We start from the raw sequence: 22,003 nt of genomic DNA, 5'->3' as shown, positions 1-22,003 counted from the left end.
CCTTGGCCCGGGGGCCTTGCGGGGGCGGGCCTCCTAGGCCTCGCCCAGAATCTTCTCGAAAATGAAGTCCACCTGCTTCAGGTGCCCGGAGGTGTCGAAGGCCGCGTCCAAAAGGGCCTCTTTCTTCTCGCCCAGGGCCGCGCTCAGCTCGGGGTCGTTCTCCAGGCGCTCCCGGAAGGAGCCGCCATCGGCCCAGGTGGCCATGGCGTGCTTCTGCACCAGGCGGTAGGCGTCCTCCCGGCTCAGGCCGCCCTCGGCCAGGGCCAGGAGCACTTGCTGGGAGTGGATCAGCCCGCCGGTGAGGTTCAGGTTCTTGAGCATGTTCTCGGGATAGACCGTGAGCCGCTCCACCATGCCCGCCAGCCGGTTGAGGCTGTAGTGGGTCAGGATGTCCGCGTCCGGCCCGATGGTGCGCTCCACCGAGCTGTGGCTGATGTCGCGCTCGTGCCACAGGGCCATGTCTTCCAACGCGGCCAGGGCATAGCCTCTCAAAAGGCGCACCTGGCCGGAAAGGTTCTCGCTGCCGATGGGGTTGCGCTTGTGGGGCATGGCGCTGGAGCCCTTCTGGCCCTTGGCGAAGGCTTCCTCCGCCTCCAGCACCTCGGTGCGCTGCAAATGGCGGATCTCGATGGCCAGGCGCTCGATGGTGCCGCCGATGATGGCCAGGGTGCAGAAGTACTCGGCCAGGCCGTCGCGGGCCACCACCTGGGTGCTGGCCACCGCCGGGGTCAGCCCCAGCTCCTCCATGACCATGGCCTCCACCTCGGGGGTCACGTTGGCATAGGTGCCCACCGCGCCGGAGATCTTGCCCCGGGCGGCCGCCGCGATGGCCCGCTCCAGGCGCTCGCGGTCGCGGGCGAACTCGGCGTGGAAGCCCACCAGCTTGAGCCCGAAGGTCACCGGCTCGGCGTGGATGCCGTGGGAGCGCCCCATCTGGATGGTGTACTTGTGCTCCTCGGCCCGGGCCTTGAGCGCGGCCAAAAGGCGGTCCAGGGCGGCCAGGATCAGCTCGCCGGATTGCTTTATAAGCAGGGCATAGGCCGTGTCCAGCACGTCGCTGGAGGTCAGGCCCAAGTGGATGTAGCGGCTGGAGGGTCCCACGTGCTCGGCCACGTTGGTCAAAAAGGCGATGACGTCGTGGCGGGTTTCGAGCTCGATCTCCTCCACCCGGGCCACCTCGAAGGCGGCCTTGTTCTCTATCTCGGCCAGGGCGTCGTCGGGGATGCGCCCCAGCTTGTTCCAAGCCCGGCAGGCGGCGATCTCCACGGCCAGCCATTGGGCGTAGCGGTTTTCGTCGGTCCAGATGCGGCCCATTTCGGGCAGGGTGTAACGAGCGATCATCTTGATTCGTCTCCGAAGTGGGGGCTCTCCGCAGCCCAGGTTCATCTTAGGGCCATATGCCCCGGCAGTCAATGCGCAGCCCCGGCTTGCGCCGCCCGGCCGGGGGACTTAGCATTGTATACAAAACCTGGCGAGATACCACTATGACCGAACACATTCCCGGCCCTGCCCAACTGATCATTCTGGCCCTGTCCTGGGCCGTTTGGTGCGTGGCGCACAGCCTGCTCCTGGCCGGCTGGCTGCGCCCCCGCCTGGAAAAGGCGCTGCGCCTGAACAGCGCGCAATACCGCCTGGCCTACTCGGTGCTCTCGCTGCTCAGCATCTACCCGGTGGTGTGGTACAGCCGGGAGCTGGGGGCCTTGTCGCCCCTGCTTTGGGGCTGGCCCTGGCTGGGGCTCCAGCTGGCGGCCTGGGCCGGGGCGGTGGGCCTGCTCTTGTGGTCGTCCTGGGATTTCTCCCGGGGCGGCTTCGATCTGCTGGGCCTGGGCGCGGCCTTTCAGCCCCAGGGCGAAACCCACCGCCTGGTCACCAGCGGGGCCTACGCCCACCTGCGCCACCCCATGCACCTGGCCGCCTTGGTGGTGGTGTGGCTCCGGCCCCATTCCGGCCCGGCCGACTGGCTCATCTCTATCCTGCTAAGCGCCTATATCGTGGCCGGCACCTGGCACGAGGAATCCCGCCTGCGGCGGCAGTTCGGCGGCGAGTACCGCGCCTACGCCCGGCGCGTCCCCTTAATCCCTTATCTGAAGTGAAGGCTGCATCCATGTCCGACCCGTATGTTCACGGCTACACCGAACGCGAGGCCCAGCGCCTGGGTGACCAGGCCGGCACCCTGGCCGAACTGCTCCACGAAGACACCCACTACCCCGCCGGGGCCAAGGTCTTGGAGGCGGGCTGCGGAGTGGGCTCCCAGACCCGCTTCTTGGTGGAGCACAGCCCCGAGGCCCAGTTCACCTGTTTGGACATCTCGACCGAATCCCTGGCCGCGGCCGAGGCCCAGGCCCGGAGCCAAGGCTGGGACAACCTCACCTTCGTGCAGGGCGACCTCTACGGACCGCCCTTCGAGCCCCAGAGCTTCGATCACCTGTTCGTGTGCTTCGTGCTGGAGCACCTCACCCGGCCCGTTGAGGCGCTGAAAGGCCTGGCCAGGCTGGTCAAACCCGGGGGCACGGTCACGGTGATCGAGGGCGACCACGGCTCCTGCTACTTCCACCCCGAGCAGCCCGAGGCCCGGCGCGCCTGGCAATGCCTCATCGACTGCCAGGCCGGCTTGGGGGGCGATTCGCTCATCGGCCGCCGGGTCTACCCCCTCATGGCCGAGGCCGGCATCGAGGACATCGTGGTGGGCCCCCGCGCGGTGTATTGCGACGCCTCGCGCCCGGCCTGGGTGGAGGGCTTCGTGCGCCTTACCATCATCCCCATGGTGGAGGGGGTAAAGGAGCAGGCCTTGGCCGAGGGCATGATGAGCCCGGCCGAATGGGAGAAGGGCATCGCCCAGCTGCACGACACCGCCGCCCAAGGCGGCACCTTCCTTTACACCTTTTTCAAGGGCGTGGGCCTGGCCCCGGCCTGAGAAGGCTTTGCCAAGCCGCCCGCTGGGCATATAATGAAATAAACGCCCCAACATAATCCGGGGTATTGCCTGCCCGCACAGGGCTGCTCTTTCCAATACTGGGTGTTGTTATGAAGTTGTCGCGGCTCTTTTGCTTTCCCTTGCTCCTGCTCCTGCTCTGGGCTCCCTCGCCGGCCTCGGCCGACACCATGGCCTTTTTCAACTTCGGGGTGTCGGGCAAGGACTACGGCACCGGCTACATCTCCCACAAGGGGGTGTACGTGCACAACGGCACCATCGTCAACTCGGCCAGCCTGGCCCAGGACGGCGTGGTGGGGCGCATGGCCGGTTTCAGCGACTTCAGCATTTACGACGCCATCGGCAGCGAGATCCAGGCGGGGGGCACCTACGACGTGGCCCAGGACTTCTCCTTCCTCTACTTCGACGACCTCAGGCTCTACAACACCCTGCCCGACGACCCTTACTGGGACTACCGCCACAACATCGGCTACCGCGCCCCGCTGAATCTGAGCACCATCAGCTTCAGCGGCGACGGCAAGTACATGACCCTGTCCGGCTCCCTGGCCAACTGGACCGTGGGCTCCAAGGCCTTCGACTCCGAGGTAATGGAGATCATCACCTCCAACGACCCGGCCGAGTTCAACCTGGTGATCGCCGCCGACAGCTCCATCGTGGACTTTTTGAACACGGGCAAGGGGGGCAAGCTGGCCACCCGGGTGGAGTCGGGCACGGTGAGCGTGGGCGGCTCGGCCGCCGCGCCCGAGCCGGGCACCCTCATGCTGGTGGGTTCGCTGATGCCCCTGGGCTGGGCCCTGCGCCGCCGTTTCCGGGCCTAGGGAGAGGGCGGCCTCTCGCCGCAAAACTTGCGCCTGTGGCCTCCAGCCACTAATATGATGGCGTAGCTGTAAATTGACGGGTTCGACCCTGGGCGGGGCCTGCCCACGGGGGAGGGTGTGCAATGAAAATCAAGCGATTGGCTCATATCGGGGTGGCGGTGAAGGACCTGGGCGAGGTGGCCAAGGTCTACACGGAAATGCTGCCCCTGGAGATGACCTCCACCGACGACGTGGGCGAGCTCAAGACCGGTTTCGTCCCCGTTGGCGAGACCAACGTGGAGCTGGTGATGAGCACCACCCCCGAGGGCATCATGAGCAAATACGTGGAAAAGCGCGGCGAGGGCATCCACCACCTGGCCTTCGAGGTCGAGGACATCGACCAGGCGGTGGAGGAGCTCAAGGCCAAGGGCGTGCCGCTGACCAGCGACGAGGCCAAGCCCGGCGCCCACGGGTCCAAGGTGGTTTTTCTGCACCCCAAGGCCACCCACGGCGTGTTGATCGAGCTGGTGGAGTACCCCGAGGGTCACTAGCTTTTAGCCAACTACGGAGAGCAATCCATGTGGGAATACACCGACAAGGTTAAAAAGTACTTCACCGACCCCGTGAACGTGGGCGAGGTGGAAAACCCCGACGGGGTGGGCGAGGTGGGCTCTTTGGCCTGCGGTGACGCCCTCAAGCTCAGCTTCAAGCTGGGCGAGGACGGCAAGATCGTCGACGCCAAGTTCCAGACCTTCGGCTGCGCCAGCGCCATCGCCTCCTCCAGCGCCCTCACCGAGCTGGTCAAGGGCAAGACCCTGGAAGAGGCCGAGAAGCTGACCAACAAGGACATCGCCGACTTCCTGGGCGGCCTGCCCAAGGAAAAGATGCACTGCTCGGTCATGGGCGAGGAAGCCCTGCAAGCGGCCATCCGCAACTACCGCGGTTTGGAGCCCCTGCCCCAGGCCGAGGGCGAGGTGGTCTGCCAGTGCTTCGGGGTCACCGACCAGGAGATCGAGAAGGTGGCCCGCAGCAACGACCTGCACACGGTGGAGGAGATCACCAACTACACCAAGGCGGGCGGCGGCTGCGGCGACTGCGTGGACAAGATCCAAGCCATCCTGGACCGCGTGTGGGAGACCACCCCCAAGGCGGCGGCCCCGGCCGCGGCCCCGGCGGCGGCCAAGAAGCCCTTGTCCAACATCCAGAAGATGAAACTGATCGAGCAGACCCTGGAGCGCGAGGTGCGCCCGGCCCTCAAGGCCGACGGCGGCGACATCGAGCTGATCGACATCGACGGCGACAACGTGATGGTGTCGCTCCGGGGCCGCTGCTCCTCCTGCGCGGCCAGCGCGGCCACCCTGGGGCAGTTCGTGCAGAGCAAGCTCCGCGAGTTCGTCAGCGACGATCTTAAGGTGCAGGAGGTAAAGCCGTGAGCGAGCGCGTGGTCTACATGGACAACAACGCCACCAGCCAGGTGGCGCCCGAGGTGGTGGCGGCCATGCTGCCCTACTTCGCGGAGTATTACGGCAACCCCAGCTCCATGCATAACTTCGGCGGCCAGGTGGGGGCCAAGGTGGACGAGGCCCGGGCCCAGGTGGCCGCCCTGTTGGGCGCCTCGCCCGAGGAGATCGTCTTCACCTCCTGCGGCACCGAGAGCGACAACACCGCCATCAGCAGCGCCCTGGCCTGCCAGCCGGACAAGCGCCACATCGTCACCACCCGGGTGGAGCACCCGGCGGTCTTAAACACCAGCCAGTCCCTGGCCACCCAGGGCTACGACGTGACCTTCCTCAAGGTGGACCGCCAGGGCAACCTGGACCTGGAGGCTCTGGCCGAGGCCATCCGCGAGGACACCGCCCTGGTCAGCGTGATGTGGGCCAACAACGAGACCGGCGTGATCTTCCCGGTGGAGGAGATCGCCGAGATCTGCGCGGCCAAGGGCGTGTTGTTCCACACCGACGCGGTGCAGGCGGTGGGCAAGGTGCCCATCAACCTGAGCAGCACCGCCATCAGCATGTTGGCCCTTAGCGGCCACAAGCTGCACGCCCCCAAGGGCATCGGGGTGCTCTACATCAAGAAAGGCACCCCCTTCGTGCCCTTCATGAAGGGCGGGCACCAGGAGCACGGCCGCCGGGCGGGCACGGAGAACGTGCCCTACATCATCGGCATGGGCGCGGCAGCCCGCATGGCCATGGAGCACATGGAAGAGGAGAACACCCGGGTCAAGGCCCTGCGCGACCGCCTGGAAAAAGGGCTGTTGGAGATCGAGGCCACCATGGTCAACGGCGATCCCGACCGCCGCCTGCCCAACACCAGCTCGGTGAGCTTCGAGTACGTGGAGGGCGAGTCCATCCTCTTGCACCTCAGCTCCCTGGGCATCTGCGCCTCCTCGGGCAGCGCCTGTACCTCCGGCTCTCTGGAGCCCAGCCACGTGCTTCGGGCCATGGGCGTACCCTTCACCGCGGCCCACGGCTCCATTCGCTTCAGCCTGAGCATCTTCAACAACGACGCGGACGTGGACCACATTCTGGAGCACATGCCGGGCATCATCGAGCGCCTGCGCACCATGAGCCCCTTCTGGTCCAAGTACCAGCAGACCAAATGCAACACCCCGGGGTACGTGGAGCCGTAAACACCTTTCTCGTGAATGACCTAAATGAAACTCGACTCGCCGTCTCCACGGTCTGGGCCAAGGCCCGGGCCCTGGAGGCGGCTCCTTTTGGCCCGGCGGCCGAGGCCAAGGCGATTCTAAGCGCCCTGGACCCCATCGGCCTGCCCCGCCTGGAGCTGGAATACCGCCTGCCCAGGCCGGTGATCGACCACCTTTTACCCGAGTTCGCGGCGCGTGGCTGGCGGGTGGAGAGTTTGCACAACTTCGTGCCCCTGCCCCAGGGCGTGCCCCGCGACCAGGCCTCCGGCGACCTGTTCAACCTGGCCGCCCTGGACCCCGACGAGCGGGCCCAGGCGGTGGAGTACACCGAGCGCACCCTGGAGATTGCCAGCGACCTGGAGGCCACCGGCGTGGTTCTGCACCTGGGCGGGGTGAGCGGGGCGCGCGAAAAAGCCGTGACCGGCGCGGCGGCCCAGGCCGGGAAGATGACCCCCGAGCTGGCCGCCCATTTGGAGCAAAGGGCGCTGACCGCCCCGCGCCATCTGGACGCGGTGAGCTTCTCCCTGGAGCGCCTGGCCCCCCGGGCCGAGGCCCTGGGGGTGCGCCTGGGCCTGGAGAACCGCTTCCACGCCTTCCAGATCCCCAGCCTGGAGGAAACCGGCACCCTGCTGGAGCGCTTCGCGGGCGCGCCTATGGGCCTGTGGTACGACTGCGGACACGCCTGGGTGCAGGAGCTGGCCGGCATGGGCCCGGCCTCGGAATGGCTGGAGCGCTTCGGCCATACCCTGGTGGGCTGCCATCTGCACGACGCCCAGGGGCGCCACGATCACCAGGCCCCGGGCGTGGGCGAGATGGACTGGCCCCAGTTGACCAAGGCCCTGGCGGGCTCACCGCTCAAGGTGCTGGAGGTGGCTCCCGGCGACGACCCCGGCCCCTTGCGCGAAGGCGCGGCCATGCTGGAGGAGCTGTTCGCGGCGGCCGATAAACCCAAGGAGCATAAGGGGGCGGCATGAAAACGGCCATCGTGGTGGTGGACATGGTCAAGGACAACCTGGAGAGCGCGGCCCACGCGGGCATCGCCCAGCGGGGCAAGGCCATCGTGCCCGCGGTGAACCGCCTGACCGCCGGGGCGCGGGAGCGCGGCTGGCCGGTGATCTTCGCCACGGACAGCTTTCTGCCCGGCGACGCCCTGTTTCGCGGCCGCATGAAGGACCATAGCTTGCGCGGCACCGAGGGCGCCGAGGTCAGCGGCCTGCTCACCCAGGAGCCCGGCGACACCTGGCTGCCCAAGCGCCGCATGAGCGCCTTTTTCAAGACCGACCTGGATCAGACCCTGCGTTTGTGGCAGGTGGAGCGGGTGGCCGCCTGCGGCCTGATGACCCCCTACTGCGTGCTGACCACTGCCCTGGACGCGGTATGCCACGATTTCCACGCGGTCATGGTGGATGACGCCACCACGGCGGTGAGCGACGAGGCGCACACCAGCTGCCTGGAGCTCTACCGCAAGAGTCCGCTGCGGCCCCTGCTCACCGTGCAGACCGTGGACGAGCTGCTGGCCTGATAATCATGCCCCTTGATCCGCACTCACTGGACCAGCGCCCCGAGCCCTGGGAGCGCTACACCGCCGAGCTGCTTTGGGCCGACCCCTGGGTGTCTTCCCAGATGCTGGCCTTCCACCTGGACCCCAGCCATGACATCTCCTCGCGGAGCGGCGCATTCATAACCCGCGCCACCCAGTGGATGACCGAGCGTTTCTACCTGGGGCCGGGCAGGGCGGTGGGCGACTTCGGCTGCGGGCCGGGGCTCTATGCCTCGCGCCTGGCCGCCACCGGGGCCGAGGTCACGGGCATCGACTTCTCGCCGCGCTCCATCGCCTACGCCCGCGGCCAGGCCGAGGCCTTGGGCCTGAGCATCGACTACCGCTGCATGAACTACCTGGATTTCGCCGGGCCGGAGCGCTTCGACCTGATCCTACTTATCTACGGCGACTACTGCGCCCTGAGCCCGGAGCAACGGGGCCGCCTGCTGGGCGTGTTCGCGCGGTCGCTCAAGCCCGGCGGCGCGCTGCTCATGGACCTGTTTTCCACCCACCGCTTCGCGGGCCTGAGCGAAGCCGCCAGCGAGGAGGAGTTCCCCCAGGGCGGCTTCTGGGCCCAGGGCCCCCACCGCGTGCTAAGCCGGAGCTTCCTCTACCCCGAGCACAGCCTGGCCCTGGACCGCTACCACATCGTGGAGCAGCAGGGCGAGCGCGAGGTCTACAACTGGCTGCAGCACTTCGAGCCCCAGGGGCTTGGGGCGGAGCTGGCCGCCCACGGCTGGGCCGTGGAGCAGGCCCTGGGCAGCGTGGCCGGCGACTCCTACGAGCCGGACTCCGACGAATTCGCGGTCATCGCCCGGCTGGTCTAAACCTGATTTCGCGAAAAAACCAAATTCAGAAATAGACAGTCATCGCGAGGAGCGGCGGCGAAAGAGGGTTTTTGAAAAAGGTGTCCCTCCCGCCGCGACGTGGCGATCTTCCTTGGTGATCGTCAAACGGTGGTCAAGGGCTGAGTGAAGGGAAACGTGGGCCGTGCTTGAACTGGGCCGCGCCTGCTCCAGGCGGAGATTGCTTCGTCGCCAAGGCTCCTCGCCATGACAAGGCATTATCTAAAATAGCAGGGTGTCATTGCGAGGAGCGGCCTCCCGGCCGCGACGCGGCAATCTCTGCGACGGGCACGGCGCATGCCTTTCCGATGCGCTTCGCCGATGGTTAACCATCCGCCCCTATTTTAGTTCTCCCCCAAATAAATAAGCCCCCGCCCGGTGCCGGGCGGGGGCTTGCGTGCCTTGTCAGGCGGCGCGAACTACTTCTTGTAGTCGTACCAGCCGGCGCCGCTCTTGCGGCCCAGGTTGCCCGAGCGGATCTGGTTCTTCATGTTGGTGGGCACGTCCCACTTCAGCTCCTTGTTCAATTCCTGAGCGAAGTAGTCGGCCACGAACTTGCAGATGTCGATGCCGGTGAAGTCCATCAGCTCAAACGGGCCCATGGGGTAGTTCAGGCCCAGCTTGACCGCCTTGTCGATGTCTTCCTTGGAGGCCACGCCCTCCTGCAACATGCGGGCGGCTTCCACCATGTGGGGGATCATCAGCCGGTTGACGATGAAGCCCGGGCTGTCCACCATGACCTCCACGGTCTCCTTGCCCATCTTCTGGGCCAGGGCGGTGGTCACGGCCACGGTCTCGTCGCTGGTGGAATAGCCCCGGATGATCTCGCACAGGCGCATGATCTGGGCGGGGTTGAAGAAGTGCATGCCCACCACCTGGTCGGGGCGCTTGGTGGCGGCCGCGATCAGGGTGACGCTCATGGAGCTGGTGTTGGTGGCCAGGATCACCTCGGGGCGGCAGACCTCGTCCAGCTCGCCGTAGACTGTTTTTTTCAGGTCCAGGTCCTCGATCACCGCCTCGATGATGAAGTCGGCCTCGGACAGGGCGCCCATGTCGGTGGTGCCCTTGATGCGGCCCAACACCTCGGCCTTGGCCTCGGGGGTCACCTTGCCGCGCTCCACGCCCTTGGACAGGAACTTGTCGATGGCGCCCAGGCCGCGCTCCACGAACTCGTCCTTGATGTCGCGCATGATAACCGAAGCCCCGGTCTGGGCGGCCAATTGGGCGATGCCGTTGCCCATGGTGCCGGCGCCCACCACGCCGATGGTCTTGATTTCGCTCATTTATCCCTCCTCACAAAATATTGGTGCACGCGGCAAGTCTCGCCGCTGTTCGCGGCGCGCCCCGGGGCCCTCCTTCGGCTGGCGGTTCCGGAAGGGCGCAGCTAGTCCTTGGATTCGCGGTATATCTTAGCGAATTCGACGTGAATGTCCAGAAAGGCTTGCAACACCTGGGGATCAAACCACTGGGGCCGCAGGCGGTGATCGCCGAGGCGGATCACCTCCACCGCCCGCTCGTGGCTGTAGGGCAGTTTGTAATGCCGCGCGCTGCGCAGGGCGTCGTACACGTCGGCCATCATGCTGATGCGCCCCGACAGGGGGATCTCCTCGCCGGAGAGCCCCTGGGGATAGCCGCTGCCGTCCCAATGCTCGTGGTGGTTCAGGGCCACCTCGCGGGCCATGGCCAGGCGGGGGTGCTCGCCCAGGATGCGCGCCCCGAAGAGGGTGTGGCGCTTGACCTCCTCCCACTCGCCGGGGGTGAGGGGGCCGGGCTTGCGCAGGATGTCCGGGTGCACGTGCAGCTTGCCCACGTCGTGCATCTGGGCGGCGTAGCCCAGGGCGACGACATAGGATTCCTCGCGGCCTAGGGCCCGGCCCAGGGCCTCGGCGTAGCGCTTGACCCGCACGATGTGGTTGGCCGTGTCCTCGTCGTGGCTCTCGGCCGCCCGGGCCAGGGACTCGATGGTGTAGAAGAAGGCCCGCTCCACCTCGCGGAGCTGGCCGACGATGGTCTTCATGAAAACGTGGATGGTGGCCACTATGGCCGAGAGCACCTTGGCCTCGTAGTCGCTCACCTCCTTGTTGTTGTCTATGGCCAACACCGCCACCGAGCCCGACTGGTAGGCCACCATGTTGTCCTTGGGGGTGGGCTCGCCCAGGCGCTCCCACAGCGAGGCGTTGACCACCCGCTGGTGGCACTCGTCGTCGCGGTTGCAGAAAATGCTGGCCTGACCCTGGAACATGGGCTCCACCGCCTCGTCGGGCACCAGGGAGCCCAGGTGGCGGCAGTCGATGCTCTCGCCGCCGTTGGAATAGCGCCAGGCCTCCCAGCCGCTTTCGGGGTTTTTGCTGAGCAGGATCACCCGCTGGGGGCGGCTGTGGGCGTTGGCCCCGGAGCCCAGGAGAAATTCCATGAGCCCGCCCAGGCTCTGCTGGGGGTCGAAGCCGCTGGGGTCGAAGCTCCGGAGCAGGTTGTTGGTGTAGGAGGCGATGTCGGCCATGGAGCGGTAGGCGCTCTCCAGCTCGTCGCCCAGCTCCTTCACCCGCAACAGGGCCCGCGAGCGGGTCAGGAGCTCGGAGGAGTTCACCGGCTTGGTCAGGAAATCGTCGGCCCCCACGTCCAGGCCCCGGAGCTTGTGGTCCAGGTCGCCCAGGCCGGTCACCATGATCACCGGGATGCGGCGGGTTTCGTCGTTCTGCTTCAGCTCCCGGCAGATGGCATACCCGTCCACCCCCGGCATCATCACGTCCAAAAGGACCAGATCGGGCAGTTCCCGGCGTGCGATGTCCAAAGCGCGACGGCTGTCGCCGGAAGTAAGCACCTCGGCTCCGTGGGCAAGGTATAGGTCACCCAGAGCCTGGAGGATATCCGGCTCGTCGTCCACAATCAGGACGCGGCTATTTTGCATAACTCTCCACCCCGCCGCGCGGACCGAAACGGCGTGAAGTTGGGCAGGCCGATTAAATCATTTTAGGACAGTAGCCATTCCCAGTCAAAATTTAAAAATCAATAATTCGCCTTATTTTGTCGGCAGTTGTACTGTGGTAGGCTTCGTTGACAGCCCCGGAGGGGTTTGTTAAGTTTTTGGTGTCCCAGTGCCTGGAAAGGAGCTTCGTCTCATGAAACCGCGCCTTGCCGCCCTTTTGGTGCTTTTGGCCTGCCTGGCCGCCTTGCCCGCCCTGGCCCAGGACACCCTCTACGTCAGCGACCAGCTGCGCATCACGGTGCGTTCGGGCCCCAGCCTGAGCAACAAGGTGGTGGCCATGACCGAGACCGGCGACGCGGTCACCCTGCTGGGCAAGGAACGCGACGGCTGGGCCCTGGTGCGCCTGCCCGACGGCAAGGAAGGCTGGGTGCTCACCCGTTTCCTGACCAAGGAGCGGCCCGCCCGTTTGCGCCTGGCCGAGCTGGACCCGGCCAACAAGGACATGGCCCGCCGCCTGGAAGAGCTGCACAGCGAGAACCAGCGCCTGAGCCGCGAGCTCAGCACCGCCCAGGGCCAGCTGGCCGAGCTCACCGCCCGCCACGAGAAGCTCCAGGCCGATTCGGCCGACGTCATGACCCTCAAGAAGCGTCATAAGGCCCTGCAAGCCCGCTACGAAAAGCAGGACAAGGAGCTCAAGGAGCTGGTGGTGGAGAACAAGTCGCTGAAGTTCTCCTCCAACCTGAAGTGGTTCCTGGCCGGGGCCGGCGTGCTGGTCATCGGCTGGCTCATGGGCCTGGCCCTGCACCGCCGCAAGAAGCGCTGGAATTCCTCGATCTATTAAAAAGCTGATGCTCCGCTGGCTTCTGGCCCCGGCCCTGCTGTTGGCCCTGGCCACGGCCGCCGTTGCCCAGGCGCCGGAGCCCCGCTCCCTGACCCTGCTGCGCGACACGCCCCTGATCGGCCTGGACGGCGGCTCCGCCGGGACCGCCGCCGCCTTCAGCGCCTGGGAGCTTTTGGGCCAAACCCCCGAATACTTTCTGATCGCCCGCTTCGGCCCGCAAGGGCGGCCCGTCCCCGGCCGCCTGCTGGAGCGCCGTGCATATCGCGCCCACGAGGCCCTGTGGCTCTTCGCGCCACGGGGGCGGCCCGGCCCCTGGTGGGTGCCCGCCTCCGCGCTGCAAAAACCCGCCGATCCCGCCCCCGGCCTGGAGGCGGTGGTGGGCCTGGAGGCCCTGGGCCGCCTGCCCCGCGCCGCCGGGGTGCCCTTGCCCGGACCGGCCGCGCGCCACGCCGACCGCCTGGCCAAGCTCAAGGCCGCGGACCTGCCGCCCGCGCGCAAAGCCCGCCTGGCCGCGGGCCACATCGAGAAAGGCGACGACTTCTGGACCGTGGAGCTGGCCTGGGGACGGCCCCAGCGCTCCTTCATGGTCAACTACCTCTCCGACGAGCAGCACTACGTTTACCTGCTTCCCACCGGCCCGGTGCTCTTGCGCTTCAAGGGCGGACACCTGGCCGAAACCCCGCCCGCCGCAGCTTCGATCCCGGCCAAAGTTGCAAACCCCCCGACTCAACGATAAAATTCCCTCAACTTTCCCGGCTGGCAACCACACAAAAGAGGAAGCGATTCGTGCCGGTAGAGTCCTTCTCACCAGAGCTGTACCGCAAGAACCTGGACGTCCTGGCCATGGTGTCGCCCGAGGTGGCCGCCTGGCTGGAGCGTAGCGGGGTGGGGCCCCTGGCTCCGCCGGCGGTGGGGTCCGTGCAGAGCGAGGGCCCCGGCCTCAGCGGCCTGAAGGCCCGCGCCGGGGGCATCACCCTGGTGGTGGGCGGCGGCCTGATGGACGAGGTGGCGCTCTTGCTGGAGCGCATGCCCGCCGGGCACCAGGTCTTCTGCTTGCAGCCCCGCGCCGAGGTCTTGGCCGCCGCCCTGGGCCGCCACGACCTGGGCATGCCCCTGGGCCAGGAGGAGCTGGTGCTCTTGGCCCCCTCCGAGGCCGCCCTGGAAGAGGCGCTGAGCCACAATCCCCAGCTGAGCCTCACCGGCCAGATGGAGATGGTGCATCTGCACTCGGACACCGACCCCGAGGCCGCCGCGGCCCGGGCCCGGCTCTACCGCGTGCTGGGCCACGCCCTCAGGGCCCGCGACCTGGCTCTGGACTGGGAGATGCAATCCGGAGCCAACCTGGTGGCCAACCTGATCCACGCCGTGTTCGCGGGCGCGGCCAACGGCCTGCCCGCCTGTATGCCCGGACGGCCCGCGGTGCTGGCCCTGGACGGCCCCTCCCTGGAGCCCGCCCTGGAGCGCTTGGCGGGCAATATGGGCGGCGCGGTGTTCTTCTGCTCCGACCGCGCCCTGCCCCGGGTGGCCCGCATGGGCATCGAGCCCAGCGGGGTGGGCCTGGCCGGTCCGGCCCTGGGCCCCCTGTTCGCCTTCAGCCATCCAGTGTTGGAGCGCACCCCCCTCATCGCCGAGGAAGTGGCCCACGCACCGACGATCCGGGCCCATCCAGGCCCGGTTTTCATGTGCCTGGGCCCCCGGGGTACCGCCCTGGGCCCCCTGGCTCCCATGGCCGAGTATCTCACGCCCCAGCAGCACACCTTGGGCCGTTTGGCCGAGCTGGCCCTGGTCATCGGCTGCGACCCCATCATCCTGGTGGGCGCGGACATGGTGGACCCCCGGGGCGAGCTGATCATGCCCGATATGAACGGCGGCACGGTGCAGGCCACCCTGTACCAGGCGGCCGGGGCCTGCGCCCTGGGCCGGGTATTGGCCCGGCGCGGAGCCAACGCCCTGAACACCAGCCCCCACGGCCTGGGCCTGCCGGGCACCCGCTACGTTTCCCTGGAGAGCGTCCTGCCCGGCCTGGGCGGGCCGGGCCAGCCCTTGCAGGTGCCGCTGTTGCACCAAGAAACCTGGCTGGAGGCCGATGCCCTGGAGCAGTACGCCCTGGGCCTCAACCGCGCCTCCACCGCGGCCACCCGCCTCTGGCAGCGCGCCGCCGCGCCCCTGGCCGACTACCAGGAGCTGTGCTCGGTGCGGGCCTCGGATTGGCTCTACGCCTCGGAGGCATTGTTCCTGGCCCTGGCCGAGCAGGCCGCGGCCGACGCCATGCTGGCCGCCTTTTTGGACGGCTGCCTGGTGCGCTCCTTTAGGCGGCGGCACCACCTGGTCTGCCGCAGCCGGGCCCATCAGATCCAGATCAACGACTGCTGCGACCAACTCCGCCTCTGCCTGGCCGAGCTGGAGGGCCGGGCCGGGGAACTGGCCGCCGGCCTCCGGCGCACCGCCACCGAAATGAACGAGCTGGCCCAGGCCCGCCGCGACAACGACTCCGCCTTCCTCAAACACTTCGCCCATTCCGCCGGACACACCCAGGCCACCTTGGCATGATCCAAATACTCAATCCGCTGCTTTGGCCGGCCCTGGTCAAGGTCCTGGCCGTATTCGCCCTGGTGGTCACGGTAAGCCGCCTGAAACTGCACTTGGGGCTGTGCCTGGCCCTGGGGGGCCTGCTCCTGGGCCTGGGCATGGGCCTGGGCCCGGCCCAGACCGCCGTCGCGGCGGGCAAGGCCCTCATCGCGCCGGTGAGCCTGCGCCTGGCCCTGGCCGTGGCCCTCATGCTGGTGCTCAGCCATCTTATGAAGGAGTCGGGCCAACTGGAGCGCATCGTGGCCACCTTCGGCAAGCTGGTCAGCTCGCCCCGGGCCACGGCGGCAGTGATGCCCGCCATCATCGGCCTGCTGCCCATGCCCGGCGGGGCCCTGTTCTCCGCGCCCATGGTGGAGGCCTCCTGCCCGGCCAACGGCGCGGGCGGCAAACAGGGCGCGCTGCTCAGCTCGGTGAACTACTGGTTCCGCCACCACGGCGAGTACTGGTGGCCCATGTATCCGGGCATCATCCTGGCCATCAGCCTGTTGGGGGTGGGCACCATCTCCTTCATGCTGGTCATGCTGCCCATCGCCCTGGTGCACCTGGCCAGCGGGGTGTGGCTCCTGCTGCGCCGCCTGCCCGAGCCGCCCCAGGCAGACCACCGCGCGGCGGGCTCCCTGGGCGCTTTCCTAAAAGAGCTGGCTCCCATCCTGGTGATGATCGCGGTGGTGATCCTGGTCAGCGGGCTGGAGAGCCTGTGGCCCGCGCCCGGCCCGCCCTGGCCCGGGGGAGCCCCGCTGATCAGCGGCCTGGTGGCAGCGCTGGTGGCCGCCGCCCTGGCCAACCGCACCCCGCCCGCCAAGGTGCTGGCCATGTTCGCCCGCCGCGAGGTGCTCAGCCTGCTGGGCCTGGTGGTGGGCATCATGATCTTTCAGGGCCTGATGAAAAGCTCTGGCGCGGTGGGGGCCATCCAGGGCGAGCTGAACCATTACGGCATCCCGCCCCTGGTCATGGTGGCCCTTTTGCCCTTTATCAGCGGCCTGGTCATTGGGGTGGGGGTGGGCTATGTGGCCGCCAGCCTGCCGGTGGTGGTGCCCCTGATCAGCCACTACACCGGCACCCACTATTTGGCCCACGGCATGTTGGCCTTCGCCTCGGGCTTCTTCGGCATGATGCTCTCGCCCCTGCACTTGTGCTTCCTGCTTTCCCGCGACTACTTCAAATGCACCCTCAGCGCCTGCTACCCTTATCTGTATGGTCCCATTGCGGTGACCGCCGGGTTCATGGTGGTGTGGTTTCTGATCCTTCGCTAAGGAGAGCCGGATGAGCAAACGGGAATGGAAGGCCGAGGATTTCATGCGCCTGGCCAGCGGCTATTGGCCCACCGCGGCCCTGCACGCCGGGGTGCAAACCGGGCTGCTGCCCGAACTGAGCCGGGGACCGGCCACGGCCGAGGAGCTGGCCGCCCGCCTGGGCCTGGATGCCGACGCAACCCAGCGCCTGGCCGGGTCCCTGGCGGCCCTGGGGGTGCTCTCGGCCGAGGGCGACACCTTTCGCCTGCACCCGGACCTGGTTCCCTTCCTGGACCCGGACGGGCCCCGCAGCCTGGTCAACTACGCCCACCACATGGCCGACATGATGGCCACCTGGGCCCAGCTGGCCGATTGCGTGCGGACCGGCAAGCCGGTGGAGCGCGAGGAGCTGCCCGATTCCAAGGAGTCGCCCGGCCGCACTCACTTCTACCTGGCCATGCGCGACATCGCGCGGGGACAGGCGCCGGGCCTGGCTGAGCGCCTTGGCCTTAAAGCGGGCCAGAGCCTCCTGGACCTCGGCGGCGGGCCGGGAGTCTATGCCCACACCTTTGCCGAGGAGACCCCGGGCCTCCAGGCGGCGGTGTTCGACCTGCCCGGCGCCCGGCAGGCCTTCGATGAGGAGGCTTCCCGCCACCCTCATGGCGGCGAGGTGGGCTTCATCACCGGCGACTACCGCCAGGACCCCCTGGGCGGGCCCTACGACGTGATCTGGATCAGCCAGGTGCTGCACGGCGACGGCTACGACAACTGCCAGGCGCTGATCGACAAAGCGGCGGCGGCGCTAAAGTCCGGCGGCGTGCTTTGGGTGCAGGAGTTCTACGTGGGCCCCGAGGGCCCCAAGCACCCCTGGCCTGCTCTGTTCAGCCTGAACATGCTCCTCAACACCCCCGAGGGCCGCAGCTACACCGTGGCCGAGGTCTGCGGCTTCATGGAACAGGCGGGCCTCATTGCCTGCGAGTACGCCGGCCCCACCAAGGAGGGGAGCCCGGCGGCGCTGGTCAAAGGCATCAAGCCCTAAAGCAATGGCCGGCATAGCCAGACGCGGCTATGCCGGGAATGGTCGTGAGGCGGAAAAATCAAGGGCCAAATGTAAAGGCGGGGTTCATTCCCGCCTTTTCTTTGTTCAGCAACAGCCGTCATTGTCATTGCGAGGAGCGCCCTCTGGGCGCGACGCGGCAATCTCTGTGCGCCAGGAGAAGCCATGCCCCGGCACTGAGGCGCGTTTGGCGGGCTGCTTGATGATAGGACAAGTCAATCCACAAGTACGATTTAAATCGTATTTGCCGATATCTTGGACAAGCAAAAGTGAAGCTTGAGAAGGGGAGGGGAGCGGAGCGGGCCTAGATCGTGATGACCTTGCCGGCCACCTGGAGCGAGGTCACGATGTCGAGCATGTTGGTGGTCTCGCCCACCTGTTTCTTCTCCAGCAGGCCGAAGAAATCCAGGCAGGTGCCGCAGACCAGGATGCTCACGCCGGACTCTTGCAGCTCCTTGAGCGCCTCGAGGCTCTCGGAGCCTTCGCAGCAGAGCTTCACCCCGGAGTTGACGAACAAAATCCGCCACAGGGCCGGGCCCATCTCCTTGAGGGTGAGGATGAAGTTCTTCATCAGGCCGGTGCCCAGCTTGTCGTCGCCGCGCCCCATGGTGTTGGAGCGGATGAACACCAGCTGGCGGGCGTCCTCGGGGGAGCAGGTGAACACCTCGGGCGGTATGTCCTGGGCGGCCTTGTCGGGGTCGCGCTGGCCGCTGATCAGCCATTCGGCCCCCTGGCGGCTCACCGTGGCCTCATAGCCCTGGGTGCCCATGAAGCGGCTCACGTTCTGGCTGGCCGCTTCGTTGTCCACCAGCACCTCGATGCTGTCCGGAGCCTCGCTCTCGATAAGCTCCTTGGTCCGTATCACTGGCTGCGGACAAGCCAATCCCTTGCAATCGAGCATGGGGCCTCCTTGCTTGTGCGGAGCAAGCCCCTAGCAGGGCTTGCGGTAGAACTCGATGGTGCGGCTCAGGCCCTCGTCCAGGGGAGTGGTGGCCTTCCAGCCGATCACCTTCTCGATGCGGCTCACGTCCGGAATGCGCCGGGGGATGTCCTCGTAGGACGGGCCGAAGACCTCCAGGTGGGGTTTGAACACCAGCTCGTTGTCGAAGCCGCCTACCCGTTTCATGGCCTCGGCCAGCTCAAGGATGCTGGTCTCCACGTCCGAGCCGATGTTGAAGCACGAGCCCACCGCCGCGTCGTTGAGCGAAAGCTCCACCACGGCCTGGGCGGTGTCCTCGATGAAGGTGAAGCAGCGGGTCTGCTTGCCGTCGCCGTGGATGACCACCGGCTCGCCGGAGAGGAAGCGCTCCAGGAAGATGGGGATCACGCGCCCCTGGCCCAGGTCGTCGCAGCGCGGGCCGTAGACGTTGAAGAAGCGCATGATGACGAAGGGCAGGCCCTCCTGCTGGCCGTAGGCGTAGAGGTAGTGCTCCACCAGGGCCTTGCCCGTGGAGTAGCACCAGCGGTTGATGGAGGGCGGGCCCAAGACGCGGTCGGCCTCCTCGTTCCAGGGCACGTTGGGGTTGCGGCCCAACACCTCGCTGGTGGAGGCGAAGACGAACTTCTTGCCGCCGCGCGCCGCGGCCTCCAAGAGGCCCAGCGAGCCCTTGAGGTTCACGTTGAGCACGTTCAGGGGCTCGGTGACGTAGCGCTTGGGGTCGGCGATGGCCGCCAGGTGCACCACGATGTCCACCCGGTCCACCAGATGGTCCACCACCTCCTTGGAGAGCACCGAGTCCTGCACGAACTTGAAGCGGCCCGAGTCGAACAGGTGCTCCACCTTGCGGGAGGGTCCGTTGTCCAGGGCGATGACCTCGTGGCCCCGCTGGACCATGACCTCGCAGATATAGGATCCGATGGAGCCGGCACCGCCAGTCACCAATACGCGCGACATGCTTCTCTCCTAAACCTCGTCCAACCAGAGGTGGAAGGTTAAATCACCAGCCAGGGGCCGGGCCCCCAGGCGGCTCCAGGCCCTTATCACCGCCCGCTGGCTGGTCTTGGTGCGCACCCGGGCAACCGAGGCGCCCTCTTGAGCCAGCCAGGCCAGGCCGTGGGCCAAAAGCAAATTATACAGGCCCTGGCCCCGTTTTTCCGGGGCCACGGCGTTTAGCACCACCCAACCGGCCCCGTCGTCGCCGGGGCGCTTTAGGGTGATGAAACCGGCCAGATCGTCACCAACCAAAACCAGCACCTGGTCTGCCTGCTCGCCGCCGAGGCTGTTGGCCATCCAGCGGGCGTAGAGCTCCGGGCAGCCGGGGCTCAGGCGCGGGTCCAGGGCGAAGCGGTCGGCATAGGCCTCCCGGTCGCAAAAGGCCGAGGCCGCCAGGGCCTTCAGCCCGGCGCGGTCGGCCTCCTGCCAGGGGCGCAGCACCAAGCCGCCGGGCAACGCGGGCGGCGCGGCCAGCCCGGCCAGGCTCGCCTCCCAGGCCACGCTTACGTCGGCCAGGATGCCTCCGGCCGTTTCCAGGGCCTGGGCGGCCAAAAAGTCGTCGTCGCCCACCCGGCAGCTCAGCCCGGCCAGGCCTTCATTGCGGGCCTCCCGGAGCAGGCGGCCGATCAATTGCGCGCCCTGGGCGCGGGCCTCGTCCCGGGGCCAGGCCTCGGCGTGCAGCAGCCCGGCTTGCCCCAGGGGCAGGCCGAAGACCTCGCTGTCAAAGGCCAGCTCGCGCCAGGCGGCCAGCCAGGTCCAGGCGCCGTTTTCTTCCAGGGCCAGCACCCGGTCGCCCGGGCGCGGCGGCCACTGCCCGCCCCGGGTCGCGGCGGCGGCCAGCGAGGCCCCTTCGGGCCGGGCGGCGGCTTGTTCCCCGCTCAGGGCGATGATGGGCATGGCCATGCGGCTCCTTGCGAAAAGGCTAATCTACCCCAGTGCTTGAGGGCGGTCAAGCAAGGCGGGGCGAGCCTTGCTACAATAAGGGCGCACACCACAAGGAGCCACCATGAGTCCGGAGCACGAGCTGCGCGCCGAACTGGAGAGCATCCTGAGGCAAGGCGGGGCCGCCCTTTGGGGCGTGGCCGGCCTGGAAGGCCTGGTGCCGCCCGAGCTGGGGGCCTTTGACCGCGCCGTGTCCTTCGGCCTGGCCATGGACCCGGAGATCATGGCCGGTATCGCCCAGGGCCCCACCCAGGTCTACTGCGACCTTTACGACGAGGTGAACCGGCGCATCAACGGCCTGAGCGCCGCGCTGGCCTCGGCCATCAGCGGGGCGGGCCACACCGCCCGCTTGGTGCCCGCCTCGGTGCGCTCGGACCCGGTGAACATCCGGGGCGACTTTCCCCACAAGACCGCGGCCACCCGCGCGGGCCTAGGCTGGATCGGCAAGAACTGCCAGCTCGTCACCCGCCAGCTGGGCCCCTGGCTGCGCCTGGGCACGGTGCTCACCGACGCGCCGCTTGAGTCCGACGCGCCCATGGAGAAGAGCTTTTGCGGCGAGTGCGCCGCCTGCGTGGAGGTCTGCCCGGCCGGGGCTCTCGCCGGCGCGGCCTGGACCCCCGGCCTGGAGCGGGCCGCGATCCTGGCCCCGGCGGTGTGCGACGCTTACAAGAAAGAGCACTTCATGGCTTTTCACCAAGGCCACAATTGCGGCATCTGCACCAGTGCCTGCCCCTGGGGGCAAAAGACCCTGCGCCGCGCCTAAACCCGCCGCAGCTCCAGGTGCAGCAAGGGAAAGGGCCGTCCCTCGCCGTCCAGGGGCGAGCGCCCCACCACCCGGAAACCCAGGTGCTCGTAAAAGCCCAGCGCCTGGGGGTTCTGCTCATTTACGTCCACCCGGACGGCGCCCAGCTCTTCGGTGGCGTGGGCCGCCAGCAGCCTGCCCAGTCCCCGGCCCAGCTGCTCGGGGGCGATGAAGAGCATTTCGATCTTGCCCTGGGCGGTGCCCAAAAAGCCCAGGGCCCGGTCTTGTTCATCCACCAGGCAACATAGCTCCACCGCGTTGAAGTAGCTTTCCAGGATCAGGGGCTTCAGGCGGACGATGTCCTCCTCGCCCAGGAAGTGGTGGGTGGTGCGCACCGAGGCCTCCCAGAGCGCGAGCAGCTCGGGGTGGCGTTCTGGCCCGGCGGTTACGATCCGGGGCATCAGCGGCAGAAGTTTTCGCAGTGGAACTGGCTGTAGGCCGTGTAGACCCTGGCCGCCTGGGCCGCCTGCTTGGCGCTGGGGCTGGTGGGCGGGCGGCTGGCCAAGAGCCGGTCCAGGGACTCGGGGGAGGGGATGGCCGCCAGGCCGGTGGCCATCACCTCGCCGCTGGCCGTGTCCATGAGCTCGGCATCGTGTCCGTTGACCGCTACGGCCAAGGGGGCCCAGCGCGGCGCGATGAGGCGGGCGCAGGCGATGGTCTCTTTTTCGCGGGTGACGATGGAGCCCCGGGCGCAGCGCAGAACCATGGCCGCGCGGCCCTCCCGGCTCACCAGCAAATCGGCCACCACCAGCAAATGATCGTAGTCCGGGCCCAGGCCCCGGCTGGCGTCCACCGCGATCTCCTCGCGGGTGTAGCCCAGCTCCAGGAGCAGGGCCTCCACCTTCTGGCGCACCGGTTCGTCTTCGCTGGATGTAAGGGGGAGCCCGGTTATAAGGTCCAGGGGTGCGCTCATGGCC

23 protein-coding genes are annotated in these 22,003 nt (G+C 67.6%); 15 read left to right on the top strand and 8 right to left on the bottom strand.

What is annotated here, in order from left to right:
* Window positions 1-33: 33 nt before the first annotated feature.
* Window positions 34-1,341: an adenylosuccinate lyase gene (locus KQH53_01550; GenBank protein ID MCB2225332.1), complete on the bottom strand. Its 1,308-nt coding sequence runs from the start codon at window positions 1,339-1,341 to the stop codon at window positions 34-36.
* A 143-nt stretch (window positions 1,342-1,484) separates the two neighbouring features.
* On the opposite strand from KQH53_01550, the gene KQH53_01545 reads away from it, so the two are divergent.
* From KQH53_01545 to KQH53_01505, 9 genes are all read left to right on the top strand, one after another.
* Window positions 1,485-2,093: a hypothetical protein gene (locus KQH53_01545; GenBank protein MCB2225331.1), complete on the top strand. Its 609-nt coding sequence runs from the start codon at window positions 1,485-1,487 to the stop codon at window positions 2,091-2,093.
* Between the two features lie 11 nt (window positions 2,094-2,104).
* Complete coding sequence (locus tag KQH53_01540; GenBank protein MCB2225330.1) at window positions 2,105-2,914, top strand: methyltransferase domain-containing protein; 810 nt, start codon at window positions 2,105-2,107, stop codon at window positions 2,912-2,914.
* A 110-nt stretch (window positions 2,915-3,024) separates the two neighbouring features.
* Window positions 3,025-3,750 carry a PEP-CTERM sorting domain-containing protein gene (locus KQH53_01535; GenBank protein ID MCB2225329.1) on the top strand — a complete coding sequence of 242 codons (726 nt, stop codon included), beginning with the start codon at window positions 3,025-3,027 and terminating at the stop codon, window positions 3,748-3,750.
* Between the two features lie 122 nt (window positions 3,751-3,872).
* A complete protein-coding gene (mce, locus tag KQH53_01530; protein ID MCB2225328.1) occupies window positions 3,873-4,280 on the top strand; it encodes a methylmalonyl-CoA epimerase in 408 nt (135 codons plus the stop codon).
* Window positions 4,281-4,307: 27 nt separating this feature from the next.
* Window positions 4,308-5,162, top strand: coding sequence for a Fe-S cluster assembly protein NifU (nifU, locus tag KQH53_01525; protein ID MCB2225327.1), 855 nt, complete (start codon window positions 4,308-4,310; stop codon window positions 5,160-5,162).
* Between the two features lie 17 nt (window positions 5,163-5,179).
* A complete protein-coding gene (nifS, locus tag KQH53_01520) occupies window positions 5,180-6,361 on the top strand; it encodes a cysteine desulfurase NifS (GenBank protein ID MCB2225326.1) in 1,182 nt (393 codons plus the stop codon).
* 11 nt (window positions 6,362-6,372) lie between these two features.
* Window positions 6,373-7,353 carry a sugar phosphate isomerase/epimerase gene (locus KQH53_01515; GenBank protein MCB2225325.1) on the top strand — a complete coding sequence of 327 codons (981 nt, stop codon included), beginning with the start codon at window positions 6,373-6,375 and terminating at the stop codon, window positions 7,351-7,353.
* Window positions 7,350-7,901, top strand: coding sequence for a cysteine hydrolase (locus KQH53_01510; GenBank protein MCB2225324.1), 552 nt, complete (start codon window positions 7,350-7,352; stop codon window positions 7,899-7,901). The genes KQH53_01515 and KQH53_01510 overlap by 4 nt, the downstream gene beginning before the upstream one ends.
* Before the next feature lie 5 nt (window positions 7,902-7,906).
* Window positions 7,907-8,746, top strand: coding sequence for a methyltransferase domain-containing protein (locus KQH53_01505; protein ID MCB2225323.1), 840 nt, complete (start codon window positions 7,907-7,909; stop codon window positions 8,744-8,746).
* Between the two features lie 437 nt (window positions 8,747-9,183).
* Here the strand turns inward: KQH53_01505 and KQH53_01500 are convergent, their stop codons facing one another.
* Both KQH53_01500 and KQH53_01495 read right to left on the bottom strand, forming a co-directional pair.
* Complete coding sequence (locus KQH53_01500; GenBank protein ID MCB2225322.1) at window positions 9,184-10,047, bottom strand: 3-hydroxyacyl-CoA dehydrogenase family protein; 864 nt, start codon at window positions 10,045-10,047, stop codon at window positions 9,184-9,186.
* A gap of 101 nt (window positions 10,048-10,148) precedes the next feature.
* On the bottom strand, window positions 10,149-11,672 hold the full coding sequence (locus tag KQH53_01495; GenBank protein MCB2225321.1) for a response regulator: 1,524 nt from the start codon (window positions 11,670-11,672) through the stop codon (window positions 10,149-10,151).
* 211 nt (window positions 11,673-11,883) lie between these two features.
* On the opposite strand from KQH53_01495, the gene KQH53_01490 reads away from it, so the two are divergent.
* From KQH53_01490 to KQH53_01470, 5 genes are read left to right on the top strand one after another with little or no spacing between them, the layout of a single operon-like run.
* A complete protein-coding gene (locus tag KQH53_01490) occupies window positions 11,884-12,531 on the top strand; it encodes a TIGR04211 family SH3 domain-containing protein (protein MCB2225320.1) in 648 nt (215 codons plus the stop codon).
* Window positions 12,532-12,538: 7 nt separating this feature from the next.
* Entirely contained in the window at window positions 12,539-13,267 is a 729-nt protein-coding gene (locus KQH53_01485; GenBank protein MCB2225319.1) for a hypothetical protein, read from the top strand.
* A gap of 50 nt (window positions 13,268-13,317) precedes the next feature.
* Window positions 13,318-15,081, top strand: coding sequence for a DUF115 domain-containing protein (locus KQH53_01480; GenBank protein MCB2225318.1), 1,764 nt, complete (start codon window positions 13,318-13,320; stop codon window positions 15,079-15,081).
* Entirely contained in the window at window positions 15,078-16,373 is a 1,296-nt protein-coding gene (locus KQH53_01475) for a DUF401 family protein (GenBank protein MCB2225317.1), read from the top strand. Before KQH53_01480 ends, KQH53_01475 begins: the two co-directional genes overlap by 4 nt.
* A 10-nt stretch (window positions 16,374-16,383) precedes the next feature.
* Window positions 16,384-17,391 carry a methyltransferase domain-containing protein gene (locus tag KQH53_01470; protein ID MCB2225316.1) on the top strand — a complete coding sequence of 336 codons (1,008 nt, stop codon included), beginning with the start codon at window positions 16,384-16,386 and terminating at the stop codon, window positions 17,389-17,391.
* Window positions 17,392-17,713: 322 nt separating this feature from the next.
* Here the strand turns inward: KQH53_01470 and yedF are convergent, their stop codons facing one another.
* Genes yedF through KQH53_01455 form a run of 3 tightly spaced genes read right to left on the bottom strand, consistent with a single transcriptional unit; the run spans window position 17,714 to window position 20,239 of the window.
* Window positions 17,714-18,310 carry a sulfurtransferase-like selenium metabolism protein YedF gene (gene yedF / locus KQH53_01465; GenBank protein ID MCB2225315.1) on the bottom strand — a complete coding sequence of 199 codons (597 nt, stop codon included), beginning with the start codon at window positions 18,308-18,310 and terminating at the stop codon, window positions 17,714-17,716.
* A gap of 30 nt (window positions 18,311-18,340) precedes the next feature.
* On the bottom strand, window positions 18,341-19,303 hold the full coding sequence (locus KQH53_01460) for an NAD-dependent epimerase/dehydratase family protein (GenBank protein ID MCB2225314.1): 963 nt from the start codon (window positions 19,301-19,303) through the stop codon (window positions 18,341-18,343).
* A 9-nt stretch (window positions 19,304-19,312) separates the two neighbouring features.
* On the bottom strand, window positions 19,313-20,239 hold the full coding sequence (locus tag KQH53_01455) for a GNAT family N-acetyltransferase (protein MCB2225313.1): 927 nt from the start codon (window positions 20,237-20,239) through the stop codon (window positions 19,313-19,315).
* A gap of 109 nt (window positions 20,240-20,348) precedes the next feature.
* Between KQH53_01455 and KQH53_01450 the strand changes: the two genes are divergently transcribed.
* Entirely contained in the window at window positions 20,349-21,047 is a 699-nt protein-coding gene (locus KQH53_01450; protein ID MCB2225312.1) for a hypothetical protein, read from the top strand.
* Here the strand turns inward: KQH53_01450 and KQH53_01445 are convergent.
* Both KQH53_01445 and KQH53_01440 read right to left on the bottom strand, forming a co-directional pair.
* Window positions 21,044-21,487: a GNAT family N-acetyltransferase gene (locus KQH53_01445; GenBank protein MCB2225311.1), complete on the bottom strand. Its 444-nt coding sequence runs from the start codon at window positions 21,485-21,487 to the stop codon at window positions 21,044-21,046. The two genes, KQH53_01450 and KQH53_01445, sit on opposite strands and share 4 nt — an antisense overlap.
* On the bottom strand, window positions 21,487-21,999 hold the full coding sequence (locus KQH53_01440) for a type I restriction enzyme HsdR N-terminal domain-containing protein (GenBank protein ID MCB2225310.1): 513 nt from the start codon (window positions 21,997-21,999) through the stop codon (window positions 21,487-21,489). Before KQH53_01440 ends, KQH53_01445 begins: the two co-directional genes overlap by 1 nt.
* Between the last annotated feature and the right edge of the window lie 4 nt (window positions 22,000-22,003).

The organism is Desulfarculaceae bacterium (assembly GCA_020444545.1).
Lineage (GTDB): Bacteria > Desulfobacterota > Desulfarculia > Desulfarculales > Desulfarculaceae > Desulfoferula.
This window is presented reverse-complemented; position numbering and strand designations above follow the sequence as displayed.

Excerpts from the sequence above, each read along its gene's own strand:
- KQH53_01495 (MCB2225321.1), bottom strand. The coding sequence starts at position 11,672 with ATGCAAAATAGCCGCGTCCTGATTGTGGACGACGAGCCGGATATCCTC.
- KQH53_01455 (MCB2225313.1), bottom strand. The coding sequence starts at position 20,239 with ATGCCCATCATCGCCCTGAGCGGGGAACAAGCCGCCGCCCGGCCCGAA.
- KQH53_01510 (MCB2225324.1), top strand. The coding sequence starts at position 7,350 with ATGAAAACGGCCATCGTGGTGGTGGACATGGTCAAGGACAACCTGGAG.
- KQH53_01540 (MCB2225330.1), top strand. The coding sequence starts at position 2,105 with ATGTCCGACCCGTATGTTCACGGCTACACCGAACGCGAGGCCCAGCGC.
- KQH53_01460 (MCB2225314.1), bottom strand. The coding sequence starts at position 19,303 with ATGTCGCGCGTATTGGTGACTGGCGGTGCCGGCTCCATCGGATCCTAT.
- KQH53_01535 (MCB2225329.1), top strand. The coding sequence starts at position 3,025 with ATGAAGTTGTCGCGGCTCTTTTGCTTTCCCTTGCTCCTGCTCCTGCTC.
- KQH53_01545 (MCB2225331.1), top strand. The coding sequence starts at position 1,485 with ATGACCGAACACATTCCCGGCCCTGCCCAACTGATCATTCTGGCCCTG.
- KQH53_01450 (MCB2225312.1), top strand. The coding sequence starts at position 20,349 with ATGAGTCCGGAGCACGAGCTGCGCGCCGAACTGGAGAGCATCCTGAGG.
- KQH53_01470 (MCB2225316.1), top strand. The coding sequence starts at position 16,384 with ATGAGCAAACGGGAATGGAAGGCCGAGGATTTCATGCGCCTGGCCAGC.
- KQH53_01490 (MCB2225320.1), top strand. The coding sequence starts at position 11,884 with ATGAAACCGCGCCTTGCCGCCCTTTTGGTGCTTTTGGCCTGCCTGGCC.
- KQH53_01485 (MCB2225319.1), top strand. The coding sequence starts at position 12,539 with ATGCTCCGCTGGCTTCTGGCCCCGGCCCTGCTGTTGGCCCTGGCCACG.
- KQH53_01500 (MCB2225322.1), bottom strand. The coding sequence starts at position 10,047 with ATGAGCGAAATCAAGACCATCGGCGTGGTGGGCGCCGGCACCATGGGC.
- KQH53_01475 (MCB2225317.1), top strand. The coding sequence starts at position 15,078 with ATGATCCAAATACTCAATCCGCTGCTTTGGCCGGCCCTGGTCAAGGTC.
- KQH53_01505 (MCB2225323.1), top strand. The coding sequence starts at position 7,907 with ATGCCCCTTGATCCGCACTCACTGGACCAGCGCCCCGAGCCCTGGGAG.
- KQH53_01550 (MCB2225332.1), bottom strand. The coding sequence starts at position 1,341 with ATGATCGCTCGTTACACCCTGCCCGAAATGGGCCGCATCTGGACCGAC.
- nifU (MCB2225327.1), top strand. The coding sequence starts at position 4,308 with ATGTGGGAATACACCGACAAGGTTAAAAAGTACTTCACCGACCCCGTG.
- KQH53_01440 (MCB2225310.1), bottom strand. The coding sequence starts at position 21,999 with ATGAGCGCACCCCTGGACCTTATAACCGGGCTCCCCCTTACATCCAGC.
- yedF (MCB2225315.1), bottom strand. The coding sequence starts at position 18,310 with ATGCTCGATTGCAAGGGATTGGCTTGTCCGCAGCCAGTGATACGGACC.
- nifS (MCB2225326.1), top strand. The coding sequence starts at position 5,180 with ATGGACAACAACGCCACCAGCCAGGTGGCGCCCGAGGTGGTGGCGGCC.
- KQH53_01445 (MCB2225311.1), bottom strand. The coding sequence starts at position 21,487 with ATGCCCCGGATCGTAACCGCCGGGCCAGAACGCCACCCCGAGCTGCTC.
- mce (MCB2225328.1), top strand. The coding sequence starts at position 3,873 with ATGAAAATCAAGCGATTGGCTCATATCGGGGTGGCGGTGAAGGACCTG.